Genomic DNA, 21,183 nt, shown 5'->3' with positions numbered 1-21,183 from the left:
CCAATTGTGTGCTTTTCAGGCCTTATCCGGTGTGACTGCGCCCCTTCCCGACATTTTGACAAAACCAATTTAGGATCAAGGGATTATGACCATTCTCTCGACACTCGGCCCCCTACTGGCGGCACTTTTGGCCGGCTATTGGCTGCATCTAAAACCGTTCACTCCTGAGCGAGTCGCTAAGGGCCTGACACAGCTGACATTTGTCATCCTCGGGTTGATTGGTTACAGCATCGGCGCGCTGGATAATTTGGCCAGTAAAATCGTTATTGCGGGCTATCAAGCGATGGTGCTGTTTGTTGCGGTCACTGTGTTGCCCTTGGCTGTACTGTGGATAAGCGGGCGAGTTTTCCACGGCGGCGCTAGCAAGGTTGCGCATGTGGATAATAATTCATCAACTCAGCAAGCGTTACGCGATGCAGCCAAGACCTTGGCTTGGGTATTAGCGGGCGTAGTGGCAGGTTGGAGCCTCAAACATTGGCTGCCGAGCGTCGATGAATTGGTCACTTGGCTACTGTACTTATTGCTCTTTTTAGTCGGCTGTCAGCTGCGCCAAGGTAACTTTCGTTTGCGTAAGTTGTTTCTTAATACCCAAGGTATGGCGATTGCCTGCACCACCATCGTGACAACCTTGTTAGCAGGATTAGTTGCTGGCAGTTTGCTAGGTCTTGAGTGGAATAAAAGCCTGGCGGTGGTATCGGGCTTTGGCTGGTACAGCTTGTCTGGCATCTTAATCACCGGCTTGGGCGATCCCGTGCTGGGCACCACGGCGTTTTTACTCGACTTGGGGCGTGAGATCGTCGCCTTGATGCTGATTCCACTGTTTGCGCGCATTAATAGCCACTTATCCGTAGGCTACTCCGGCGCCACCGCCATGGACTTCACCCTGCCTTTGCTCGGCAAAGTACACGGTGCTGACATTGTTCCTGTGTGCATCGCCAGCGGCTTTATCATGAGTCTTTTGACACCGATTTTGATCCCACTGTTTATGGGGATGTAAGTTCAAGGGGGATTGTATCCCCGATCGCAAGCGCAGCTTGCTCGGCTAAAGATAGGGCGGCTGCGCCGCCAGTCGCGGGCAATAGCCCCCTCGTACAGAGATCGCATCCCCGATCGCAAGCGCTAGCTTGCTCGGCTAAAGATAAGGCGCCTTCGCCGCCAGTCGCGGGCAATAGCCCCCTCGTACAGAGATTGCATCCCCGATCGCAAGCGCATCTTGCTTATTTCAAGGAAAGGCAGCTAGCGCTGCCAGTCGCGGGCACAGTTCGGTACGAGGGGATTGCATCCCCGATTGCAAGCGCAGCTTGCTCGGCTAAAGACAAGGCGGCTGCGCCGCCAGTCGCGGGCAATAGCCCCCTCGTACAAGAAGTTAGCAACTAAGCTGTCACTTGCTGCCAAAGGCCTAGGATGCGGCTTTGGTCCTGTTCGGTGACGCCTTCCGCTTCCAGTGTGTCTTTTAGCTCTTGCTCAAAATAGGCATCAAAGGTGTCAGCGCCTTCGCCTTCCACAGCACTGTGCAGGCCAAGTAAGCCTAGTAAGTAAGCGCAGTAAAACAGTTGGTCGCCATCGTCGGCTTGATGTTCTAGATCGCGCAGTTGATCTGATAGCGCGTCGGCGCGTTCAGCAAAGGTGGTCATGTAGATTTCCTCAAATATAAGAAAGCCGACCACACTTGCGGTGAGGTCGGCTTTGAAAACGTGGGCTAAGCTTACGGCTTAAGCTTTAATGTCTCAAGTGTACGAGCACGTACTTCGAGCAGTAGGTCGGTATTTTCGACCAATGACTCGCCATAAGACGGTACCATTTCTTTCAGCTTGGCTTGCCACTCTGGCGATTGTACGCGCTCAGAGAAGCTGCGTTCCAAGATACCGATCATGGTGTTCACCGTCGTCGATGCACCCGGCGAAGCGCCAAGCAGTGCGGCAATTGAGCCGTCTTCGGCAACGATCGCTTCGGTACCAAACTCCAGCTTACCGGCGCCATCAGGCCCTTCTTTGATGATTTGCACACGCTGACCCGCGTACGCCAAAGTCCAATCTTTGTCTTGCGCATCGGGGAAGAAGTTACGCAACGAGGCACAACGGTCTTTATGCGACTGACGCACTTCACTGATCAAGTACTTGGTCAGGTCCATGTTGTTTTTGCCAACGCTCAGCATGTTGCCAAGGTTATCAGCGCGTACGCTCTTAATCAGGTCAAACACCGAACCTTGCTTCAGGAACTTAGTCGTAAAACCAGCGAACGGGCCAAACAAGATGGCTTTTTTGCCATCGATAATACGCGTATCCAAATGCGGCACTGACATTGGTGGCGCACCGATCGGCGCAGCACCGTACACTTTAGCCAAGTGTTGTTGTACCAATTCAGGTTTGTCGCATACTAACCACTGACCACTTACTGGGAAGCCGCCGTAGCCTTTGCCTTCTTTGATACCAGATTTTTGTAGCAGTGGTAACGCACCGCCACCAGCCCCTAGGAATACGAATTTGGCATGAATATCACGGCGCTGGCCATTTTGCGTGATGCTGACTTTCCATGTGCCATCAGACTGTTGGGTCAGATCTTCTACCTGTGCGTTCAGCTCTAGGTTAAAGCCGTCTTGCTGCTCAAGGTAGTTAGCCATGTTGCGCGCAATAGCACCGAAGTTCACATCAGAACCATGGCCGATGCGAGTCGCCGCTAGTGGCTCGTCACCGCTACGATTTTGCATGATCAGCGGCATCCATTCGCTCATGGTGTCACGATCTTCGGTGTACTCCATTTCACGAAACGCTGGATGAGCACTCATGGCTTCGTAGCGTGATTTTAGTTTTTTCACATTGTCCGCGCCCCAAACAAAGCTTTGGTGTGGCACGCGATTAATGAATTCGGAAGGTTCGGGTAACAGCCCCTGCTCTACGAGGTAAGACCAGTATTGTAGGCTTACTTCAAATGCTGCATTGATATTGACTGCCTTGTCGATATTGGTGGTGCCATCAGCGTTCGGTGAGGTGTAGTTAAGTTCGCAATAGGCAGCGTGGCCTGTACCAGCGTTGTTCCAGCCGTCGGTACTTTCTTGTGCAACTTTTTCAAGGCGCTCGACCATAGTAATCGTGAACGAAGGGTCAAGCTGTTTCAGCAGCATTCCAAGGGTTGTGCTCATCGCACCGCCCCCGACTAGTAGTACATCTACAATATTTGAGGTCATATGAGTTCGCCGTGTCATAGCCAGTTGTAGTTTGAGAGTGATGGGGTATAGGGCTCTTGACCATAAGGGAAGGTGCGAATACGAAATGGTGAAGACCCATTCGCACGTTTCCTCTGCTATCTGGATAAAGATAGTTGCACTGTCTCATCACTCCCCTGAGAACGCCTCTTACCTAACCATGCGTTAAATAAGTCCAAGCGCTCAACCTTGCTAGGGTTTTGAGCAGGTGTGCCGTAGATTATACGTATTTTGACGCCAATGTCTTGAGACGTTGGTCTTAGTTTAGCAACCTTAAGTTCGCAAATTCACAACCAAATGCCAAAAACCGTGGATACTTAACTGTCTGTTTTATATTACGAATTTTCAGAGGCGTTGAAAAACACCCGATCTTAGCGCTGACTATAACGCAGGCGTTATAAGCCTTAGAAATAGCCACTATTTGCAGGCTCGGAACTAGAGCAAAGATACGTCTATCTTAGGGCGGTATTTTATCCCCCTTGCCAAGCATCGGCTAGGGGGATAAACACTTAATTAAAAGTGAAGTGATAACCAGAGACGCTTAAGTACTCGGCTTCACGTTGCAGGTTCGCCAGCGTCAACGGACGGCCGTCCAACCAGCCAGGTAAGAACTCAGCGTGCAGAGACTTATCCGATGCCTTTAGAGTAAAGATCGGCATATCGCCTTCTTTGCGGTCGATGTGCAGTAGAATCGACAAACGCAATAAAATCGCCAAACGATCTAAGTCTTGCTGATCGCCTTTGGTAAAGCGGAAGTCTAAGGACTGGGTAAACTTGCGGCGATGGCGCAACACTAAGCTTGCCAGCGCTTGCTGCTCTTGTTGCGAGAAGCCAGGCATGTCGGACTCACTGATAATGTAAGCGCCATGTTTGTGGTAACGGCTGTGAGAAATGCCCATGCCACACTCGTGCAATAAGCTCGCCCAACGCAAAATGTCTTCACAAGACAGCGAGCCCAGTGTCCAATCGTTTTTCACCTGCTCTAACATCGACAGAGAAGTATGCGTCACCAGTTTGGCTTGTTCAGTATCGATGTGGTACTGGTTGATCATGTAATTGACGGTACGCTCACGGATATCCGTGTCTTCGTAACGGCCCATGATGTCGTACAGCACACCTTCACGCAGGGCGCCCGCCGAAAAGTCCATTTGCTTGATGCCAAAACACTCAAACACTGCCGTCAGGATCGCAATGCCCGCGGCAATGGTGGTTTTGCGCTCAGGCTTCAAGCCAAGTAAATCGATATTGTCCGCATGACCCGCGTCAAACAGGGCTTTTTGGATTTGCTTGAGCACTTTTGGCGTCACGCCTTTTTTGCTCCAGCCATTTTCCATGGCGATGTTATAAGCAGCTTTTATCGTACCGGAAGAGCCAATCGACACATCCCAGCCTTCATCTAAATAGTCATCTTGAATACTCAGCAGCTCAAGACGCGCGGCGGTCACCGCTTTTTGGAAGTTTGATTTAGTAATAGTGCCATCAGGGAAGAAGCGTTGGCGGTAGCTGACACAGCCCATATGCAGGCTTTCAGTAAGGATCGGCTCTTGTTGCTGACCAATGATAAACTCAGTGGAGCCACCACCGATATCGACCACAATACGCTTTTGATCGCCGTGGTCCATGGTGCGTGCCACACCCATATAAATCAGACGGGCCTCTTCTCGACCGGCGATGATTTCGACTGGGTGGCTGATCACATCCATGGCTTTAGAGATAAAGTCATAGCGGTTTTTAGCAGCGCGCAATGCGTTGGTGCCGACAATACGCACCGACCCCAGTGGTAAGTCGTCGATCACTTGGGCAAATTGCGCAATGCAATCAATGCCGCGCTGTTGCGACGCTTCATCTAGGGTATCGTCTTCTTGAAGTCCAGCCGCCAGCTGAACCTTTTCCCCGTATTGACCGGTGATACGCAACTGACCATGCGTAACCTGCGCCACCACCATGTGGAAGCTGTTGGAGCCAAGATCAATGGCCGCGATTTTTTCGAATGGAAAATCGTGCGACTGCTGCACAAAAAGAGACTGCATCCATTAACGCCTATATTGCTTAATTCAAAAGATGGCTGAAGGTTAACCCGTTTCACCGCATCTGTCATGAGCAAATTGCCCCAGCAATTGCCCTTGGGCAGCATTAACAGTAAAAACTTTTACGGAAAACGGTCAAAAAATTAACAAAAAAGGCGTTATTAAGCCTTTTTTACTATAGACCTCAGGATTTTGTCGCACTATAGTTAACCAGTCTTGTGACGATCTACATAGAATTGCCCATCACAAGACTCCAATCAGTTATTATTAAGCTGTTCGACTTCGCCCATTGCGATCTATTGAACTCCAGCCATGGATAAAGCCCTAGCCGGTCTTCGGTGTCGAAAAGCATTTTTTGTTTTATAAATACTTCCGACACAGATCATGAATCGCGGTGTAACTACATCACTATGGTCCCGTCATTTTTCCTCTTATGAGCCAACATACAAATTCGTTTATGAACCTTACCGAACTAAAAAAGAAATCAGTCCCTGAACTACTAGATATCGCTGCGGAAATGGGGCTAGACAACCTTGCCCGTTCACGCAAACAAGACGTTATCTTCGCAATCCTTAAGCGCCACGCGAAAAGTGGTGAAGATATCTACGGCGACGGCATCCTTGAGATTCTGCAAGACGGCTTTGGCTTCTTACGCTCACCTGATAGCTCATACTTGGCAGGCCCTGATGATATTTACGTATCACCAAGCCAGATTCGCCGCTTTAACTTGCGTACTGGCGATACCATTGCCGGCAAGATCCGTCCACCAAAAGACGGCGAACGCTACTTCGCACTGCTAAAAGTTAACGAGATTAACTTCGACAAACCTGACAGCGTGCGTCACAAGATTCTGTTTGAAAACTTAACCCCATTGTTCGCTCAAGATCGTTTGATCATGGAAGCGGGCAACGGCTCTACCGAAGACGTCACCTCACGTATCATCGACTTGGTGGCGCCAATGGGTAAAGGTCAGCGTGCCTTGGTGGTTTCTCCACCAAAAGCCGGTAAAACCTTCATGTTGCAAAACATCGCTAACTCGATCACCCGCAACAACCCAGAATGTCACATGATCGTGCTACTAATCGACGAGCGTCCTGAGGAAGTGACCGAAATGTCACGTACCGTTCGCGGTGAAGTGGTAGCCTCTACCTTCGACGAGCCACCAGCACGTCACGTACAAGTGGCCGAAATGGTGATCGAAAAAGCCAAGCGCTTGGTTGAGCACAAAAAAGACGTAGTTATCCTGCTAGACTCGATCACGCGTCTTGCCCGTGCCTACAACACCGTGATTCCTTCATCAGGTAAAGTACTGACCGGTGGTGTTGACGCCAACGCTCTTGAGCGTCCGAAGCGCTTCTTCGGTGCCGCACGTAATGTCGAAGAAGGTGGCAGCTTGACCATCATCGCCACTGCGCTAGTCGATACTGGCTCGAAAATGGACGAAGTTATCTTCGAAGAATTTAAAGGTACCGGTAACTCGGAACTACACCTAGATCGTAAGATCGCCGAAAAACGCACCTTCCCTGCGATCAACATCCGCCGCTCTGGCACGCGCCGTGAAGACCTTCTGACTACAGAAGACGAGCTACAGCGTATGTGGATTTTGCGCAAACTGCTGAACCCAATGGAAGATGTGGCGGCAACTGAATTCTTGATTGATCGTCTAAAAGTCACTAAGACCAACGATGAATTCTTCGAGTCGATGAAAGGCAAAAACAAGTAAGCGATTGTTGCCTTAAACGCTACACACAAGCCACTTTCTCATTTTTGTGCGAAAGTGGCTTTTTTTTCTACAAATAGCGCCGATATAATGGCGCCCAATGGCACGCCAACGGGCGTTATCAACGATACAATAACGGTTCCAAGAAGCCGATACGAGAGAACAACGGAGTCATTTAGGTGAAAGACGTTAGCGCCAAAGTTACCAAAGTTGAGTCAATCAACAGCACCGTTTACCGAGCACAGCTTGAAGTAAACGACGTTCAGTTTATCGCTGGTCAGTACTTGATGATCGCCCTACCAAGTGGTGAAAAAGTACCTTACTCGATCGGCAGCGCGCCACACGAGCTACCCACGCTGACACTGTACATTCTCGTGGCAGAAGAAAACTCTTTGGCAGCACGCGTAGTCGAGCACCTACAGCAAAACGACAGCGTTGAGCTTAAGATCCCAGGTGGCGATGCCAACATTGATAAAGTGACGCTCAACCCTGAGGCGCCACTGCTTTTGATCGCTGGCGGCACCGGTTTCGCACAGATGAAGAGCATCTACGATGACTTGATGCACAAGCAATACCAAGGCCCAGTGCACTTCTACTGGGGGCTACGTACGGCGGCTGATACCTTTATCATGGACTGGATCGAAAACCACGAGTCACCAGAAAACTTCCACGTTCACGTGGTCGTCAATGAAGGCAGCGCTGCATGGGTTGGCCGCACCGGTTGGCTATACGAAGCCGTGCTGGAAGACCACACGGATCTCAAAGACATTCATGCCTTTATCAGTGGATCAGTGGGCATGGTCTACGGCACGCTGGATCAGCTTGAAGCCAAGGGCATCCAAGAAAGCCACTGCCACTCCGATGTATTTGCTTACGCGCCACGCCCGAAAAGCTAACAAGATACATTTGAAAACAATTCTCATTACTGGTAAATTTCATTTCATTTTCCAGTAATGAGGTTGTCATGCATCCCCCCGATCATCCGATCGACAAGGTTTATCGAACGCACCACTCGTGGCTATCAGGCTGGCTTAAGAAGCGCCTCAATTGCTCCGAAGAAGCCGCCGATATCGCACAAGACACCTTCGTCAAACTGTTACTCAAGCCCAGAACCTTTACCGATTTAGGCCACGCACGAGCATTACTTGTCACCATCGCCAAAGGCTTATGTGTCGACCAATGGCGACGCAAGCGCATCGAGCAAGAATGGCGTCTCGCCATGCAGCAGACGCTGGCGCAAGAAGATGAGCTAGGCCAAGATGAACAAGCCATTCTCGACACTTTAATCGTGCTGGATCAATGCTTAAGCCAACTGCCTAAAGCCGTGGTACGGGCCTTTATCGGCGCTCACCTACAAGGTTTTACGTATCTTGAACTGGCAGAGCAGCTCAACGTCTCTGAACGCACCATTAAGCGTTATGTGGCCCAAGCACTGGTGCAGTGCTGCCAAGTATTGGATGAAACCGAACACCATGAGCACTTCTAACTCTATTTCCCAACAAGCGCTACAGCAGGCCGCCGAGTGGTCGATCGAGCTGGAAACGCAGCCACCTTGTGCCGCGTTTGAACGCTGGCGCCAAGCCGCCCCCGAACATCAAGCCGCTTGGGATAAAATCCAACGCCTTAAAGCCCGCTTTGATAGTCTTGAGCAAGACCCGCGCGCCACTCGTGTATTACTTAATGCGCCTGAGCGCACGCTGGAGCGACGTGACTTTATCCGCCGTCTTGGCGCGCTTGGCGTCTTAGGTGTCGGACTTGGCTGGCTGACCAGCCAAAGCCCATTACCCACGTTAGCCAGCAATCTTAGCAGCGACGTTCACACGGGCGTCGGCGAGCGCCAACAACTTGCTACCCAAAGCGGCACCTTGTGGCTCAATACCTTAAGCGCAGCCAATGTAAGCGACCGACAAAGCCATGTGCACTGCACCCTGACCAGCGGCGAACTGGCGTTCTACGCCAAGCCATCGCAACGCGTGCACATCAATAGCGGCAATACCGATATCCTCTGTCACGCGGGGCAAGTCAGCTGTCGCCAGCTAGACGATGATCAATTACTGATCGCCAATTTTAGCGGCCGCACACAAGTGATTACGCCACAAGGTCAGCGCATTTTAGACGGCGCACAAACCGTACGCGTACACCAGGGCGTGATCTCAGCGGTGCGCCCGAGCCAACCACACCACATCAGTTGGACCCAAGGCCGCTTAGACAGCATCGACCTGCCGCTGGCGACCTTTATCCATGAACTGAGTCGCCACACCATTGGCCATATACAGCTGGATGAGCGCTTAACCGAGCACCCGATCAGCGGCTCTTTTCCGCTGCAGCCCGTTGATGACGCCTTAGCACTTTTGGCTCAAGTGGCGCCAATTAAGCTACACCAACCCTTGCCCTATCTGACTTTTATAGAAATGGCGTAATTTTTTTCCTTTGCCCTGTCCCTTTTTATCTACCTGAAACGGTAATAAGAATAACAACCAATTACAGGGCACATTTTCATGCTGTTGACACCGTCTTTGATCACGCAATGTATTAAACACCACAAAGCACTGCTGCTGACCGCTGCTATAGGTTTTGCCAGCAGCGCCGCGCAAGCGTCCGGCTCCTTGTCTGAAGCGCACCAGTACGATATCGCGCCGGGCAACCTTGCCGCGGCGCTTAATCAATTTGCTAACCAAACCGGCATTTATCTAAGCAGCAGTGATGCCGCCAATTTGCACGGCAGAATCACCCAAGGCTATCAAGGCACGCAATCGGGTTTGGCCACGCTTAAGCTGCTATTACAAGGTACAGGGCTTAGCTACCAAAGCACCACGCAAGGGCATTTGATCATTGTGCCGACGCAGCAAAAAGGCAGTCTGTCCCTATCGACCCTGATGATTGAAGCCAAGCGCCAACAACAAACCAGTGGCCAACAAACCATTACCAGTGAGCAAATCGAAACCATGGCTGGCACCACCGGCTCGATGACCTCGCTGTTTCGCAGTAACCCTAATGTCAATTACAGTCGCTCGGCCTCACTATCGGGCAATGCCGCTACGTTGCGCCCTGAAGAAATCGCCATCCACGGCCAAGCCTCGTACCAAAACGCCTACTTAATCGACGGCGTCAGCAGTAACAACGACTTAAACCCTGGGGACAATCAAGACACCTTCAGCAACCCGATCAACCCAGCCAATTTATCCATGCTCGGCGGCAGCTCAAGCCAAGGCTACTACGTCGACCCAGAAGCGCTAGAAGAAGTCACCGTCTACGATAACAACATTCCAGCACAATTTGGCGGCTTTACCGGCGGCGTGGTGGATGCCAAGTTACGTCGTTTTGCGGGCGAGTCCTTCACCAGCATCAAATACGGTTTAGAAGACAGCAAATATGACTCGATTCATGGCAGCCAAGACGACCAAGAAGACTTCGCCGAAGGGGACAGCTTTGAAGGGTCTTACATTCCCGATTACCTTAAGCAGCGCGTATCGCTGACCAGCGTGCAAAAGATCAACGACCGTTTATCCGGCTCGCTCACTATGTCGCGCGCGCAATCAGAATTTGAGCAGCATTACCGCAACAACTCCGGCCGTGGCGAAGTGGTCAACATCGACAACAAAGATCAGATCGACAATGTCATGGCACGCCTAGATTACATCGCCACCGATCGAATGGACCTGGGCGCGTCGCTGAAATATTCCCAGCGCCGCTACAATGGCATCACCTCAGACTCCTTCGACGACCCGTTTGAGCGTGATCACACTGGCTACGGCGTCAGCCTCGACAGCACCTATTACTTTGATAGCAGTCAGCTCAAAACCACCTTAGGGTTTGATCGTAACTACGATAGCCTAGACTCTGCCTCGGCGATCTCGGAATATCATCCGACAGAGAGCTTCTATAACCGCTCCAACTATTCTGGCGGCTACGGCGATGTGCGCCAGCAACAAGATCGCTACAGCCTCGCTCTGGATTGGCAGCAAGACGCCAAAGACTGGGGCAACACGCGCCACACTTGGAATGCAGGGGTACAGCTAGAAGCCAACGAAGCCTTCTACCAAGTAGAAGACGACATCATCAACAGCATTTATCGTTGTCGTTCGGGCAGCGCCAACGATGGCTGTGACGACGCCAATGGTGATGGCGAACGTGACAGCGCAGACGAATACCTATTTAACCGTGCGGTCACGGCGAAAAATCGCGCCAGTGAGCATTACCAAAGCTATGGCCTGTACGTGGAAGATCAAATCAACATCGACAACTGGCAAGTAACGCTGGGCGCACGTGCTGACCAAGAAACACTGCTCGACAACCTCAACCTGTCACCTCGAGCCAATGTCGAATGGGATACCTTTGGCGATCGCAGTACCGTGTTGACCGCTGGCGCCAGCCGCTACTACGGCCGTAGTTTCTTCCGTTACGCCATCAATGACACCCTACGTAGCTGGCGCGTGCAAGAGCGCTACAATGCTGATGGTAGCCTGCGTCGCATCACGACCCACGAAGACCGCTCCTTAGAGGACTACGACCTGAATACGCCTTATTCAGACGAATTAGTGCTGTCGGTCGCCCAGCGCATGGGCCCAGTCGAAGTTACCTTAGAAGGCGTACGTCGTGACTCAGAAGATGGCGTGCAGCGCCGTCGTAACGACGATGGTCTGTACTACTACACCAATGAAGGTCGCTCAGATCATCAATCTATCAGCCTGTCGTTAGAGACGTTAGAAGGCTTCCAGCTGGGTAATTCAAAAACCTACATTACCAGCTCAATCGCTTGGCAAGAATCCACTAGTAACAGCCAAAGCGAAGACAACTACGACGAAAATTACGGCGACGATGCCATCTACTACCATGGCCGTGTGAGCGATCGCTCAGAATTACCCGCGTGGGATTTTAATGTGCCATTTCGCTTTAACTTTGCCACCCGCACCGACATCCCGAGTTGGAATCTCACTTGGGCCAACGCCCTGCACCTACACGCCGGCGGTGACGTAGCCATCGACAGCCGTGAAGACATTGATGTCAATGGTTACAGCTATGACATCTACGACGACGTCAGCTTTGATGACTACGTCACCGTCGACACCAAAATCACGTGGCGCCCACAGCTCACGGCCGATGTAGACGGCTACCTGCAGGTCGGCATCAATAATGTGTTTGATGAAGTCATCAACGTCGCCCTAAACGAAGACGACTACAGCTACACCGTTGGTCGCTCCTTTGCCTTTGAAGTTGGCATGCGCTTCTAGCGCCTGCCAAGGACGCCACACATTGATTTCACCACACGCACTTAGACCAAAGATAACCCTATGACTCGTTACCTATTAAGCGCTTTGACTAGCCTATGTCTAAGCGCATTCAGCGCCCATATACTCGCTCAAGATAGCTTGGGCTGGGACCCCAAAATCCAAGCTGGGAAACTCAGCAATGGCCTGCGCTACCTAAGCTTTGATGCGCGCCAAGACCCAGAGCTTAGCGAACAGCAACGCACTCACGTACAACTGATCGTCCACGCTGGCGCCAGTGATGAAGCCCCAGCACAACATGGCGTCGCGCACATGCTGGAGCACATGGTGTTTCACGCCACCGAGCAGTATCCAGATGGCGCCCGCCAAGCGCTCTATGATCTCGGTTTAGAGCAAGGCGGCAGCTTCAATGCGGTTACCAATGCCGACGTCACCCGCTACATGCTGACCTTGCCCGATGCCGAACCTGACACCTTGACCCAAGCACTGACCATACTCAAAGAGATGGTGTTTAAGGCCCAACTCAACGCTCAAGACTTCGCCACGGAAAAGCCCATCGTACTGGAAGAATGGCGCAGCAAACTCAGTGATCGTCAGTCCCTTAACCAAGCCAAAAAAGCCATCATTCATCATGGCTCAGACGTGACCGAGCGCCCGATTATCGGCACGCAAGCGAGCATCGTGCAGATGCCACGCGACTCAATTAAAGCGTTTTATGACGCCTGGTATCAGCCCAACAACATCAGCCTAGTGGTCATGGGGCCGCAGGACCGCCAACAGGTCGCTAAGCTCATCAAGCAAACGTTTGCCGATGTGCCAAACCAAGCACTGCCCGCACGCGCGCAAAAAGATCCCGAGCTCAAAGCGCAACTAAAGCTGGCCGAGCTCGTACACCCGACCAGCCGCCTTAATCGCATCGCGTGGCTGCATCGCATACCGAGTGTACACGGCGACGACCCCGATACCCGTCGCCACAACCTGATCAATTACCTCACCCTTAAGCTGCTGTCTCAACAAATCGAGCGCCAAGCAGAGCGCAATGATAGCCATTTAAGTGTTACCAAAGCCGAAGTGTCCGCCAACGTCGATGTGGTGGCGATCGCCGATACCTTCGCTGAGGGTCAGCGTGACCAACAGCTAGGTCAGTTATTCCAAGAAGTCGCACGCATCCAAGCGCACGGTTTTTACACCAGTGACTTTGAGCACATCCGCGAGCGAACCAAGCAAACGGCCCAGCGTAATATCGAGGCGGCACAATCTCGCGGAATCTTTTGGCTCGCCAAGCTGATCGAAGCCGCCGCCAAACAACAAACATTGCCCGATCCCAAGGTGCAAAATCAGCAAACCCTCAAACTACTCGACACGATAACACTCGATGAGGTCAATCAACGGATGCAGGCTTGGTTCAGTGCGCCTGATCAGATTCTCTATCAACAACTGGCGGGCAATAACAGCCACACACCAGCGCTCAAAAACGCCCAAGTGCAAGCGCTACAAAATGCCGTACCGGACAAGCTCGCAGCACCACAGCCGGCCAGTGAAACCAAGCTGCCGCGCCTCGTGGCCGATACCCAAGCGATACCTGCCAAGCGTTTGACGAGCCAGCCTGAGCTTGGCGTCAGTCACTGGCAACTGGCCAATGGCGATCAAGTCTGGCTGTTGGACCAAAGTCACTGGCCCGCGCCCGCCTCCGATAGGGTACAGTTTCGCGCCATCAGTGATTTTGGCTATCACAATTCGCTGTTTTCAGACACTTACTCACAGCTATTGGCGCAATTGATGGCGGCCTCGACCACGCCGACTTGGAGTGCCGACGAACAAGCCTTGTGGCGTAAAACCTTCAAGGTACAAAGCCACTGGTCACAGACGCAAACTGAGCGCCAGTTTAATGCCACGGTGCGCGCACAAGATCTCGCCGCACTGCTGGCGTTTTACCAGCAATCACAGCACATCACCCGCTGGCAGCCGGACGCCTATAAAAGCTTTCAAGACACACTGACACGTCAGCTTAACCCAGTGGCCGAGCGCCCCAGCGCTCTGTTTAAGCGTCAATTTAATGAGCAGCACTTCGCTCAAAGCTCCACAAAACTTGAGCGTCAGCAAGGGCTGCAAACCTTCCTAGACACCGACCAGCTGACCTTGTTAAAACAGGCCCGAACCCTGCAACAACGCCCGGTGCAGTACTTAGTCGCCGCCGATCAGGTGGAGCGCTTGCTGCCGCTGCTTAATCGCTACCTTGGTGCGATTAAGCGCGAACCGAGCGCTGCTATCCGTCGCTCGGTCACCACGCCCGCGTCTGGCAAACGTGAGTTTGAGCTAGCCGCCGCCCAAGTGCCGCGCAGTCAGCTAACATTAAAAGCCTTCACACCGCTGGCTTGGCAGCCCAACTACACCGCCGTGATTCCGCATTTGGCTGACGAACTTTACCGCCAACTTAAAGCAGAGCTGCGTGGCCAACAGCAAGGGGTGTACAGTCTAAGTGCGGATATTCGTTATGACTTGGCCCAGCAAGGGGTTGAGCTCAGTGTCGACTTTAGCACCGCCCCAGAGCGCCTTGAGCGCATGCGTACCGCCATGAATGACGTATTAGAGCATTGGCAAGAGCAGATCACGCCGGCGTGGATTAAGGCCCAGCAGGGGCACTTTATTAAAGCCGATCGAGCGCGTATGGAAGCGCCAGAAGCCATTTTTAATCGCCTCAGTTTGAGCCTGCAACAATACGGCGATGCGCGTTATTTAGCGCATCTAGACGAGCTACCTGAGGCCTTTAATAGCGACAATTTGGAAGCCCTGTTACAGGCGCTCACTTGGCCAAGCCAAACCTTAGGCATACTGACTCCAGCAGCGACTAAGCAGTAAACCGCAAACACTTAAAACGCAAAAAGCACGCCGAAGCGTGCTTTTTTGTGTAGTAGACAAAACCTGCCGTTTAGCGAGCGTTATCCGCCAAATCGTTAAGCAACGAGCGCTGCGCGCTGCGGTACTCGCCTTTACGCGGTTTGGTCAACTGGTACGAACCATCGCTTTGCAGCAACCAGCTCTGGGTGTTGTCTTTTAGATAGTATTCCAGCTCTTTTTTCACGCGACGCGCCAGCTTATAATCTTGGATCGGGAACGCCACCTCAACACGGTTGTTCAAGTTACGATCCATACCGTCGGCACTTGATAAGTACACCAGCGGCGAACGATTGTTGTAGAAGTAATACACCCGCGTATGCTCCAAGAAGCGACCGATGATACTGCGCACACGAATATTAGACGACACGCCCTTAATGCCTGGGCGCAGCGTACAAATACCACGGATGATCAGATCAATCTTCACGCCCGCTTGCGACGCTTTGTACAAGGCTTGTACTAAGCGTTGCTCGGTCAAGGAGTTCACCTTAATGATGATACGCGCAGGCTCGCCTTTACGCGCGTTGTCGGCTTCTTGGGCGATCATATCGAGCAAGCGATCACGCAGGGTAAACGGCGCGTGCAACAGCTTCTTCACTTTCAGCTCTTTACTCATGCCGGTTAACTGCTGGAACACGCGGTGTACATCGTCACCGATCTCTTTGTCACAGGTTAAGAAACTGTAGTCGGTGTACAAGCGCGCGTTACCGGCGTGGTAGTTCCCTGTGCCCAAATGCACATAACGGGTCAGCTCAGCGCCTTCACGACGCACGATCAAAATCATTTTGGCGTGGGTTTTATGGCGTACTACGCCGTAGACCACGATCGCACCGGCGTCTTGCAGACGGCTCGCCAAGGCCAAGTTCTCCGCCTCGTCAAAGCGCGCGCGCAGCTCGATAACCACGGTCACTTCTTTGCCGTTACGGGCCGCTTCGACCAAGGCATTAGCGATCGGCGAACGGGCGCCGGTACGGTATAGCGTTTGGCGAATCGCGATCACATTTGGATCTTTGGCCGCTTCGCTTAGCATATCGATCACCGGTGAGAAGGTCTCAAACGGGTGCATCAAAAGGTAATCGCGCTGGCGAATCGCCTCAAAAATATTGCCCGACTTGGCCAGTTTATTAGGCAAGCCTGGGGAGAATGGCGCATAGGTCAGATCCGGACGATTGACCAGCTCAAGCACGGCTAATAGACGGCTCAAGTTCACCGGACCGTCGATGCGGTACAAGTCTTTATCCGACAACTCAAACTGCGCCAACAGCGAATCAACAATGTGCGACGGACAGTTATCAGCGATCTCAAGACGCACAGAACTACCGTAATGACGGCTTTGCAGCTCGGTACGCAGAGCGCCGGCCAAGTCCAAACCGATGTCGTCTGAATCCACTTCTAGGTCGGCGTTACGAGTCAAACGGAATTGGTAACAGCCCTTCACCGTCATGCCAGGGAACAACTGATCCGCGTGGGCGTGAATGATTGACGATAGGAACACCATATTGTCGCCGCCATCACAGACATCATCCGGTAATTTCACCAAACGTGGCAACGAGCTTGGCGCGGGCACGATCGCCAAACCGTTTTCACGGCCAAAGGCATCACGACCTTCGAGCTCGACCACGAAGTTAAAAGTTTTATTGGCCAAACGTGGGAACGGGTGCGCTGGGTCCAAGCCAATTGGGCTAATGATCGGCAGCACGTTGTCACGGAAGTAGCGTTTGACCCAAGCCGATTGCTGCTCCGTCCACACCGAGCGGCGGATAAAGCGAATGTTTTCTTCGGCAAGTTTCGGGAAAATAATATCGTTTAAGATACGGTACTGGCGACGCACTAACTGATGGGCGTGATCACTGATCAGATCCAACACCTTCGCTGGGTGCATGCCATCTGGGCCGTTCTTTTCACGACTGTATTCGATCTGGCTCTTAAGACCCGCGACACGGATCTCAAAGAATTCGTCCATGTTGGAGCTGAAGATACACAAAAACATCAAGCGATTTAAAATCGGATGGTTTTCGTCCATCGCCTGCTCGAGTACACGGGCGTTAAACTGTAGATGGCTTAGCTCACGGTTGAAATACAGCTCTGGATCAGCCAGATCAATGTCTTCTGGCAAACGCTCCTCAATCGCAATGCGCGCAGGCTCGATCGGCTGTTCTGGAATCGGCTCTAGCACCAACTCTTCTTTCGCCGCCTCGATTTGCTTTTTCACCTCAGCCGACGATTTTTGCTCGGTCGCCGCTTGGGTAGATTGAGAAACTTGTTTTTCGTTTTCAGGCTGTTCAGACATTATGTGTCAGCTCCAATACCGTGCCATCAATAGATTCCATGTGGCTCAAAGACTAAGTCATGAGCCACTTTAAAATTACACTAACGCAGCGTACGCGTCACGGTGTTTTCCGAGACGAACTAGCCTTTTAGCAAGCGTGCTGCGTCTTTTGCGAAGTAAGTGAGGATGCCATCGGCACCAGCGCGTTTAAACGCCAACAACGACTCCATCATGACTTGGTCTTTGTCTAACCAACCATTTTGAAACGCTGCCATCTGCATCGCGTATTCACCGCTGACTTGATAAGCAAACGTCGGCACGCCTAGCTCAGATTTGACGCGACGCACCACATCCAAATACGGCATGCCCGGCTTTACCATCACCATGTCCGCACCTTCATCCAAATCCAACGCCACTTCACGTAGCGCTTCATCGGTGTTGGCAGGGTCCATTTGGTAGGTAAACTTATTGCCTTTACCAAGATTGCCCGACGAACCGACTGCATCACGGAACGGCCCGTAGTAAGCCGATGCGTATTTTGCCGAATACGCCATGATGCGCGTGTTGATGTAGCCTTCAAGCTCCAACACCTCGCGAATCGCACCAATACGACCGTCCATCATATCCGACGGCGCGATCACCTGTGCGCCTGCTTCGGCATGAGATAGCGCCTGCTTGACCAACACTTCCGTGGTGATATCGTTGAGCACATAACCGTCTTCATCGATGATGCCATCTTGACCGTGGGTCGTGAACGGATCCAACGCCACATCGGTCATCACCCCAAGCTCAGGGAAATGCTCACGTAATGCACGCACCGCGCGCTGCGCTAAGCCATCCGGATTGTAAGCTTCTTCAGCGTCGAGTGACTTCTGATCGTCGCCCACGACTGGGAACAAGGCCACCATAGGAATGCCCAACTCAACCAGCTCTGCTGCTTCTTCTAACAACAGATCAATACTGACACGCTCCACACCTGGCATCGACGGCACCGCCTCACGCATGCCCTCCCCCTCAATGACAAACATTGGGTAGATCAAATCATCAGCGCTAAGGCGATGCTCACGCATTAAACGGCGTGAAAAATCATCTTTACGCATACGGCGCATACGAGCGAACGGAAAGGTCATGTACCAGCTCCTTACTTTATGGGGTGTAAACTATAAATTATTTGTGACAATTAGATTACAAACAGAAAAATTGCCCAATAAAACAAGGGAAAGCACGTTAGTGGTGACTCTCCCTTATAAATGATTACCGACATTTTAGAACAAATGTCAAAGGAAGGTATTGATATCATTCAGCAAATTTATAGAAAAGCGCTTGCGATCGGAGATGCGATCTCTGTACGAGGGGGCTATTGCCCGCGATTGGCAGCGAAGCTGCCTTTTCTGGAGATGAGCAAGCTGCGCTTGCTATCGGGGATGCGACCTCTGTACGAGGGGGCTATTGCCCGCGATTGGCGGCGCTAGCTGCCTTCTCGAAAGCTAAGCAAGCTGCGCTTGCGATCGGGGATGCAACCCCCTCTTACCGATCTGGGCCCGCGACCGGCGGCAAAGGCGCCTTCTCGAGAGCTAAGCAAGCTGCGCTTGCGATCGGGGATGCAATCCCCTCGTACCGGGCCTCTGCCACGCGAAAATTTCGGGCTTATGCAGATCTCTGTACGAGGGGGCTATTGCCCGCGATTGGCGGCGCTAGCTGCCTTCTCGAAAGCTAAGCAAGCTGCGCTTGCGATCGGGGATACAATCCCCTCGTACCGGGCCTCTGCTACGAAAAAATTGCAGGCTTGCGAAGATCTCTGTACCCGCTACTGGCGGCGAAGCTGCCTTTTCTAGAGCTAAGCCAACGCCGCTTCGGCTTCTTCAAGCTCTTCTTGGGCTTCAAACCAAGCTTCTTCCGCGTCGTCTAAGGCTTTTTTCCATTTCGCTTGCTCAGCAAGCAGGCTTTGCAGTTTGTCTTTATTCGCCGCTTCGTAAAGGCTGTTATCCAGCATGGCTTCGCCGATGGTCTCTAGCTCGGCTTGCGCCTTCTGCATGGCTTTTTCATGCTTTTCAACTGACTTGCGCAGCGGGCGCAGTTTCTCACGCAGTTCGGCGGCTTTGCGGCGCTCTTCCTTGCGATCAACTTTTTCGACTTTGGCCTCAGCGCCACTGGCCGCACGCTCGGCTTGGGTTGCAGCTTGCTGACGCGCTTGCAGCCACTGATGATAGGCTGGCAGATCGCCGTCAAACGCTTCGATCTTATGGTCAGCGATCAGGTAAAACTCATCTACAGTACTATTAAGCAAGTGACGATCGTGGGACACGACCAAAATCGCGCCGTTAAACGCCTGCAGCGCTTCGGTCAGCGCTTGGCGCATTTCAAGATCCAAGTGGTTGGTTGGCTCATCGAGCACCAACAGGTTCGGCTTTTGCCACGCGATCAACGACAGCGCTAAACGCGCTTTTTCACCACCGGAGAAGCCTTTCACCGCACGCAAGGCGTCATCGCCGACAAAACCAAAGCCACCCAAGTATTTACGCACATCCGCCTCAAGCGCCGTCGGCGTCAAACGCTGAATGTGCAGCACTGGCGAGGCCTCTAAGTCCAACGCACTTAACTGATGCTGAGAGAAGTAACCGACTTTGGTGTTGTCACCGTAAACACGTTCGCCGCCAAGCAGATCAATTTCCTGCACGATCGATTTGATTAGTGTGGATTTACCCGCGCCATTGGGGCCGAGTAAGCCAATACGCTGGCCATCGCGCACTGAGAAATTGGTCTCGCCCAACTGAACCTTTTGGCTACCATCGTCGAGCACATAACCCAAATCCGCCTGAATCAAACTCACCAACTGCGGCGATGTCTTTTCCGCCAGCGGAATCGAAAACTCAAACTGCGAATCAATGTGCGCAGGGCCGATGCTTTCCATCTTCTCCAGCATTTTTAAGCGGCTTTGCGCCTGCTTGGCTTTATCCGCTTTATAACGGAAGCGATCCACGTACTGCTGCAAATGCGCGCGCTTAGCTTGCTGGCGTTCATAATTGGCCTGCTGCTGCGCCAACTGCTCGGCACGCTGACGCTCGTAGTCCGAGTAGTTACCCTTGTAGAGATTGAGCTGCTTGTTGTACAGATGCACGATATGGCTACAGATGCCGTCAATAAAATCACGGTCGTGGGAGATCAGCAGCAAGGTGCCAGGGTAGCCGCGTAGCCAGTTTTCTAGCCACATCACCGCATCCAAATCCAAGTGGTTGGTTGGCTCATCGAGCAGCAAAATATCCGACGGACACATCAGCGCGCGGGCTAGGTTTAAGCGAATGCGCCAACCACCGGAGAAGTCAGCCACCTTCTTATGCATGTCGGCCATTTTGAAGCCCAAGCCCTGTAGCAAGGTCTCACCACGGGATTGCGCCGTGTAGCCATGAGCGTTTTCATACTCACTCAACCAATGGGCGTGAGCATTATCATCGCCGTTGGCCTGCGCCTCAGCGATCTTCGCTTCGATATGACGCAAGCGATCATCGCCATCCAGACAATACTCCAGCGCCGAACGATCAACCTCTTCGACCTCCTGCGCCATAAACGCAATACGACGCTGCCCAGGCAACACCACCTCACCAGTGTCTGCATGCAACAAGCCGCGCACCAAGGCAAACAGCGACGACTTACCCGCGCCATTGGCACCGATCAAACCGACCTTCTGGCCTTCAAACACCGTCAGATCCGCATGCTCCAACAAGAACTGCGTACCGCGCTGCAAACTGACATCATTAAACTGGATCATGGCTACTTCTCTGGCTGACTGAGCGAAACGCGCATTTTAGAGGATAAGCGCAACACGGGGAAGCGCCGCAGGTAAG

The 21,183-nt window shown here is 52.3% G+C and carries 13 protein-coding genes; 7 read left to right on the top strand and 6 right to left on the bottom strand.

What is annotated here, in order from left to right; translation table 11 throughout:
* The first annotated feature begins 85 nt into the window (after positions 1-85).
* On the top strand, positions 86-997 hold the full coding sequence (locus tag JQX58_RS08355) for a LysO family transporter (RefSeq protein WP_204146381.1): 912 nt from the start codon (positions 86-88) through the stop codon (positions 995-997).
* 376 nt (positions 998-1,373) lie between these two features.
* Here JQX58_RS08355 and JQX58_RS08350 read toward each other — a convergent pair whose 3' ends face one another.
* The 3 genes from JQX58_RS08350 to ppx form a co-directional block, all read right to left on the bottom strand.
* A complete protein-coding gene (locus JQX58_RS08350; RefSeq protein ID WP_204146380.1) occupies positions 1,374-1,634 on the bottom strand; it encodes a YfcL family protein in 261 nt (86 codons plus the stop codon).
* Between the two features lie 71 nt (positions 1,635-1,705).
* The gene (mqo, locus tag JQX58_RS08345) at positions 1,706-3,202 is read right to left on the bottom strand and encodes a malate dehydrogenase (quinone) (RefSeq protein WP_204146379.1); all 1,497 of its coding nucleotides are present in this window, start codon (positions 3,200-3,202) and stop codon (positions 1,706-1,708) included.
* 509 nt (positions 3,203-3,711) lie between these two features.
* Positions 3,712-5,232, bottom strand: coding sequence for an exopolyphosphatase (ppx, locus tag JQX58_RS08340; protein WP_204146378.1), 1,521 nt, complete (start codon positions 5,230-5,232; stop codon positions 3,712-3,714).
* Positions 5,233-5,686: 454 nt separating this feature from the next.
* On the opposite strand from ppx, the gene rho reads away from it, so the two are divergent.
* From rho to JQX58_RS08310, 6 genes are all read left to right on the top strand, one after another.
* On the top strand, positions 5,687-6,952 hold the full coding sequence (gene rho, locus JQX58_RS08335; RefSeq protein ID WP_204146377.1) for a transcription termination factor Rho: 1,266 nt from the start codon (positions 5,687-5,689) through the stop codon (positions 6,950-6,952).
* A 176-nt stretch (positions 6,953-7,128) separates the two neighbouring features.
* On the top strand, positions 7,129-7,845 hold the full coding sequence (locus JQX58_RS15445; RefSeq protein ID WP_204146376.1) for a ferredoxin reductase domain-containing protein: 717 nt from the start codon (positions 7,129-7,131) through the stop codon (positions 7,843-7,845).
* 68 nt (positions 7,846-7,913) lie between these two features.
* Positions 7,914-8,435 carry a sigma-70 family RNA polymerase sigma factor gene (locus tag JQX58_RS08325; RefSeq protein ID WP_204146375.1) on the top strand — a complete coding sequence of 174 codons (522 nt, stop codon included), beginning with the start codon at positions 7,914-7,916 and terminating at the stop codon, positions 8,433-8,435.
* Positions 8,422-9,369 carry a DUF4880 domain-containing protein gene (locus JQX58_RS08320; RefSeq protein ID WP_204146374.1) on the top strand — a complete coding sequence of 316 codons (948 nt, stop codon included), beginning with the start codon at positions 8,422-8,424 and terminating at the stop codon, positions 9,367-9,369. Before JQX58_RS08325 ends, JQX58_RS08320 begins: the two co-directional genes overlap by 14 nt.
* 78 nt (positions 9,370-9,447) lie before the next feature.
* A complete protein-coding gene (locus tag JQX58_RS08315) occupies positions 9,448-12,180 on the top strand; it encodes a TonB-dependent receptor plug domain-containing protein (protein WP_204146373.1) in 2,733 nt (910 codons plus the stop codon).
* Positions 12,181-12,240: 60 nt separating this feature from the next.
* Positions 12,241-15,036, top strand: coding sequence for a M16 family metallopeptidase (locus JQX58_RS08310; RefSeq protein ID WP_204146372.1), 2,796 nt, complete (start codon positions 12,241-12,243; stop codon positions 15,034-15,036).
* Positions 15,037-15,106: 70 nt separating this feature from the next.
* Here JQX58_RS08310 and ppk1 read toward each other — a convergent pair whose 3' ends face one another.
* The 3 genes from ppk1 to JQX58_RS08295 all read right to left on the bottom strand — a co-directional run bounded on the left by ppk1 (position 15,107) and on the right by JQX58_RS08295 (position 21,107).
* On the bottom strand, positions 15,107-17,362 hold the full coding sequence (gene ppk1 / locus JQX58_RS08305) for a polyphosphate kinase 1 (RefSeq protein WP_204146371.1): 2,256 nt from the start codon (positions 17,360-17,362) through the stop codon (positions 15,107-15,109).
* A 119-nt stretch (positions 17,363-17,481) separates the two neighbouring features.
* Positions 17,482-18,471 (bottom strand): porphobilinogen synthase, encoded by a 990-nt coding sequence (gene hemB / locus JQX58_RS08300; RefSeq protein WP_204146370.1) that lies wholly within the window; start codon positions 18,469-18,471, stop codon positions 17,482-17,484.
* A gap of 707 nt (positions 18,472-19,178) precedes the next feature.
* Positions 19,179-21,107 carry an ABC-F family ATP-binding cassette domain-containing protein gene (locus JQX58_RS08295; protein WP_204146369.1) on the bottom strand — a complete coding sequence of 643 codons (1,929 nt, stop codon included), beginning with the start codon at positions 21,105-21,107 and terminating at the stop codon, positions 19,179-19,181.
* Positions 21,108-21,183: the final 76 nt, after the last annotated feature.

The organism is Marinomonas ostreistagni, from assembly GCF_016888445.1.
GTDB classification, from domain to species: domain Bacteria; phylum Pseudomonadota; class Gammaproteobacteria; order Pseudomonadales; family Marinomonadaceae; genus Marinomonas; species Marinomonas ostreistagni.
Note: the sequence above shows the minus strand (reverse complement) of the source record. Positions and strands in the feature narration are given on the sequence as shown.

Excerpts from the sequence above, each read along its gene's own strand:
- JQX58_RS08320 (WP_204146374.1), top strand. The coding sequence starts at position 8,422 with ATGAGCACTTCTAACTCTATTTCCCAACAAGCGCTACAGCAGGCCGCC.
- JQX58_RS08315 (WP_204146373.1), top strand. The coding sequence starts at position 9,448 with ATGCTGTTGACACCGTCTTTGATCACGCAATGTATTAAACACCACAAA.
- rho (WP_204146377.1), top strand. The coding sequence starts at position 5,687 with ATGAACCTTACCGAACTAAAAAAGAAATCAGTCCCTGAACTACTAGAT.
- mqo (WP_204146379.1), bottom strand. The coding sequence starts at position 3,202 with ATGACACGGCGAACTCATATGACCTCAAATATTGTAGATGTACTACTA.
- JQX58_RS08355 (WP_204146381.1), top strand. The coding sequence starts at position 86 with ATGACCATTCTCTCGACACTCGGCCCCCTACTGGCGGCACTTTTGGCC.
- hemB (WP_204146370.1), bottom strand. The coding sequence starts at position 18,471 with ATGACCTTTCCGTTCGCTCGTATGCGCCGTATGCGTAAAGATGATTTT.
- JQX58_RS08325 (WP_204146375.1), top strand. The coding sequence starts at position 7,914 with ATGCATCCCCCCGATCATCCGATCGACAAGGTTTATCGAACGCACCAC.
- JQX58_RS08295 (WP_204146369.1), bottom strand. The coding sequence starts at position 21,107 with ATGATCCAGTTTAATGATGTCAGTTTGCAGCGCGGTACGCAGTTCTTG.
- JQX58_RS08350 (WP_204146380.1), bottom strand. The coding sequence starts at position 1,634 with ATGACCACCTTTGCTGAACGCGCCGACGCGCTATCAGATCAACTGCGC.
- ppk1 (WP_204146371.1), bottom strand. The coding sequence starts at position 17,362 with ATGTCTGAACAGCCTGAAAACGAAAAACAAGTTTCTCAATCTACCCAA.
- ppx (WP_204146378.1), bottom strand. The coding sequence starts at position 5,232 with ATGCAGTCTCTTTTTGTGCAGCAGTCGCACGATTTTCCATTCGAAAAA.
- JQX58_RS08310 (WP_204146372.1), top strand. The coding sequence starts at position 12,241 with ATGACTCGTTACCTATTAAGCGCTTTGACTAGCCTATGTCTAAGCGCA.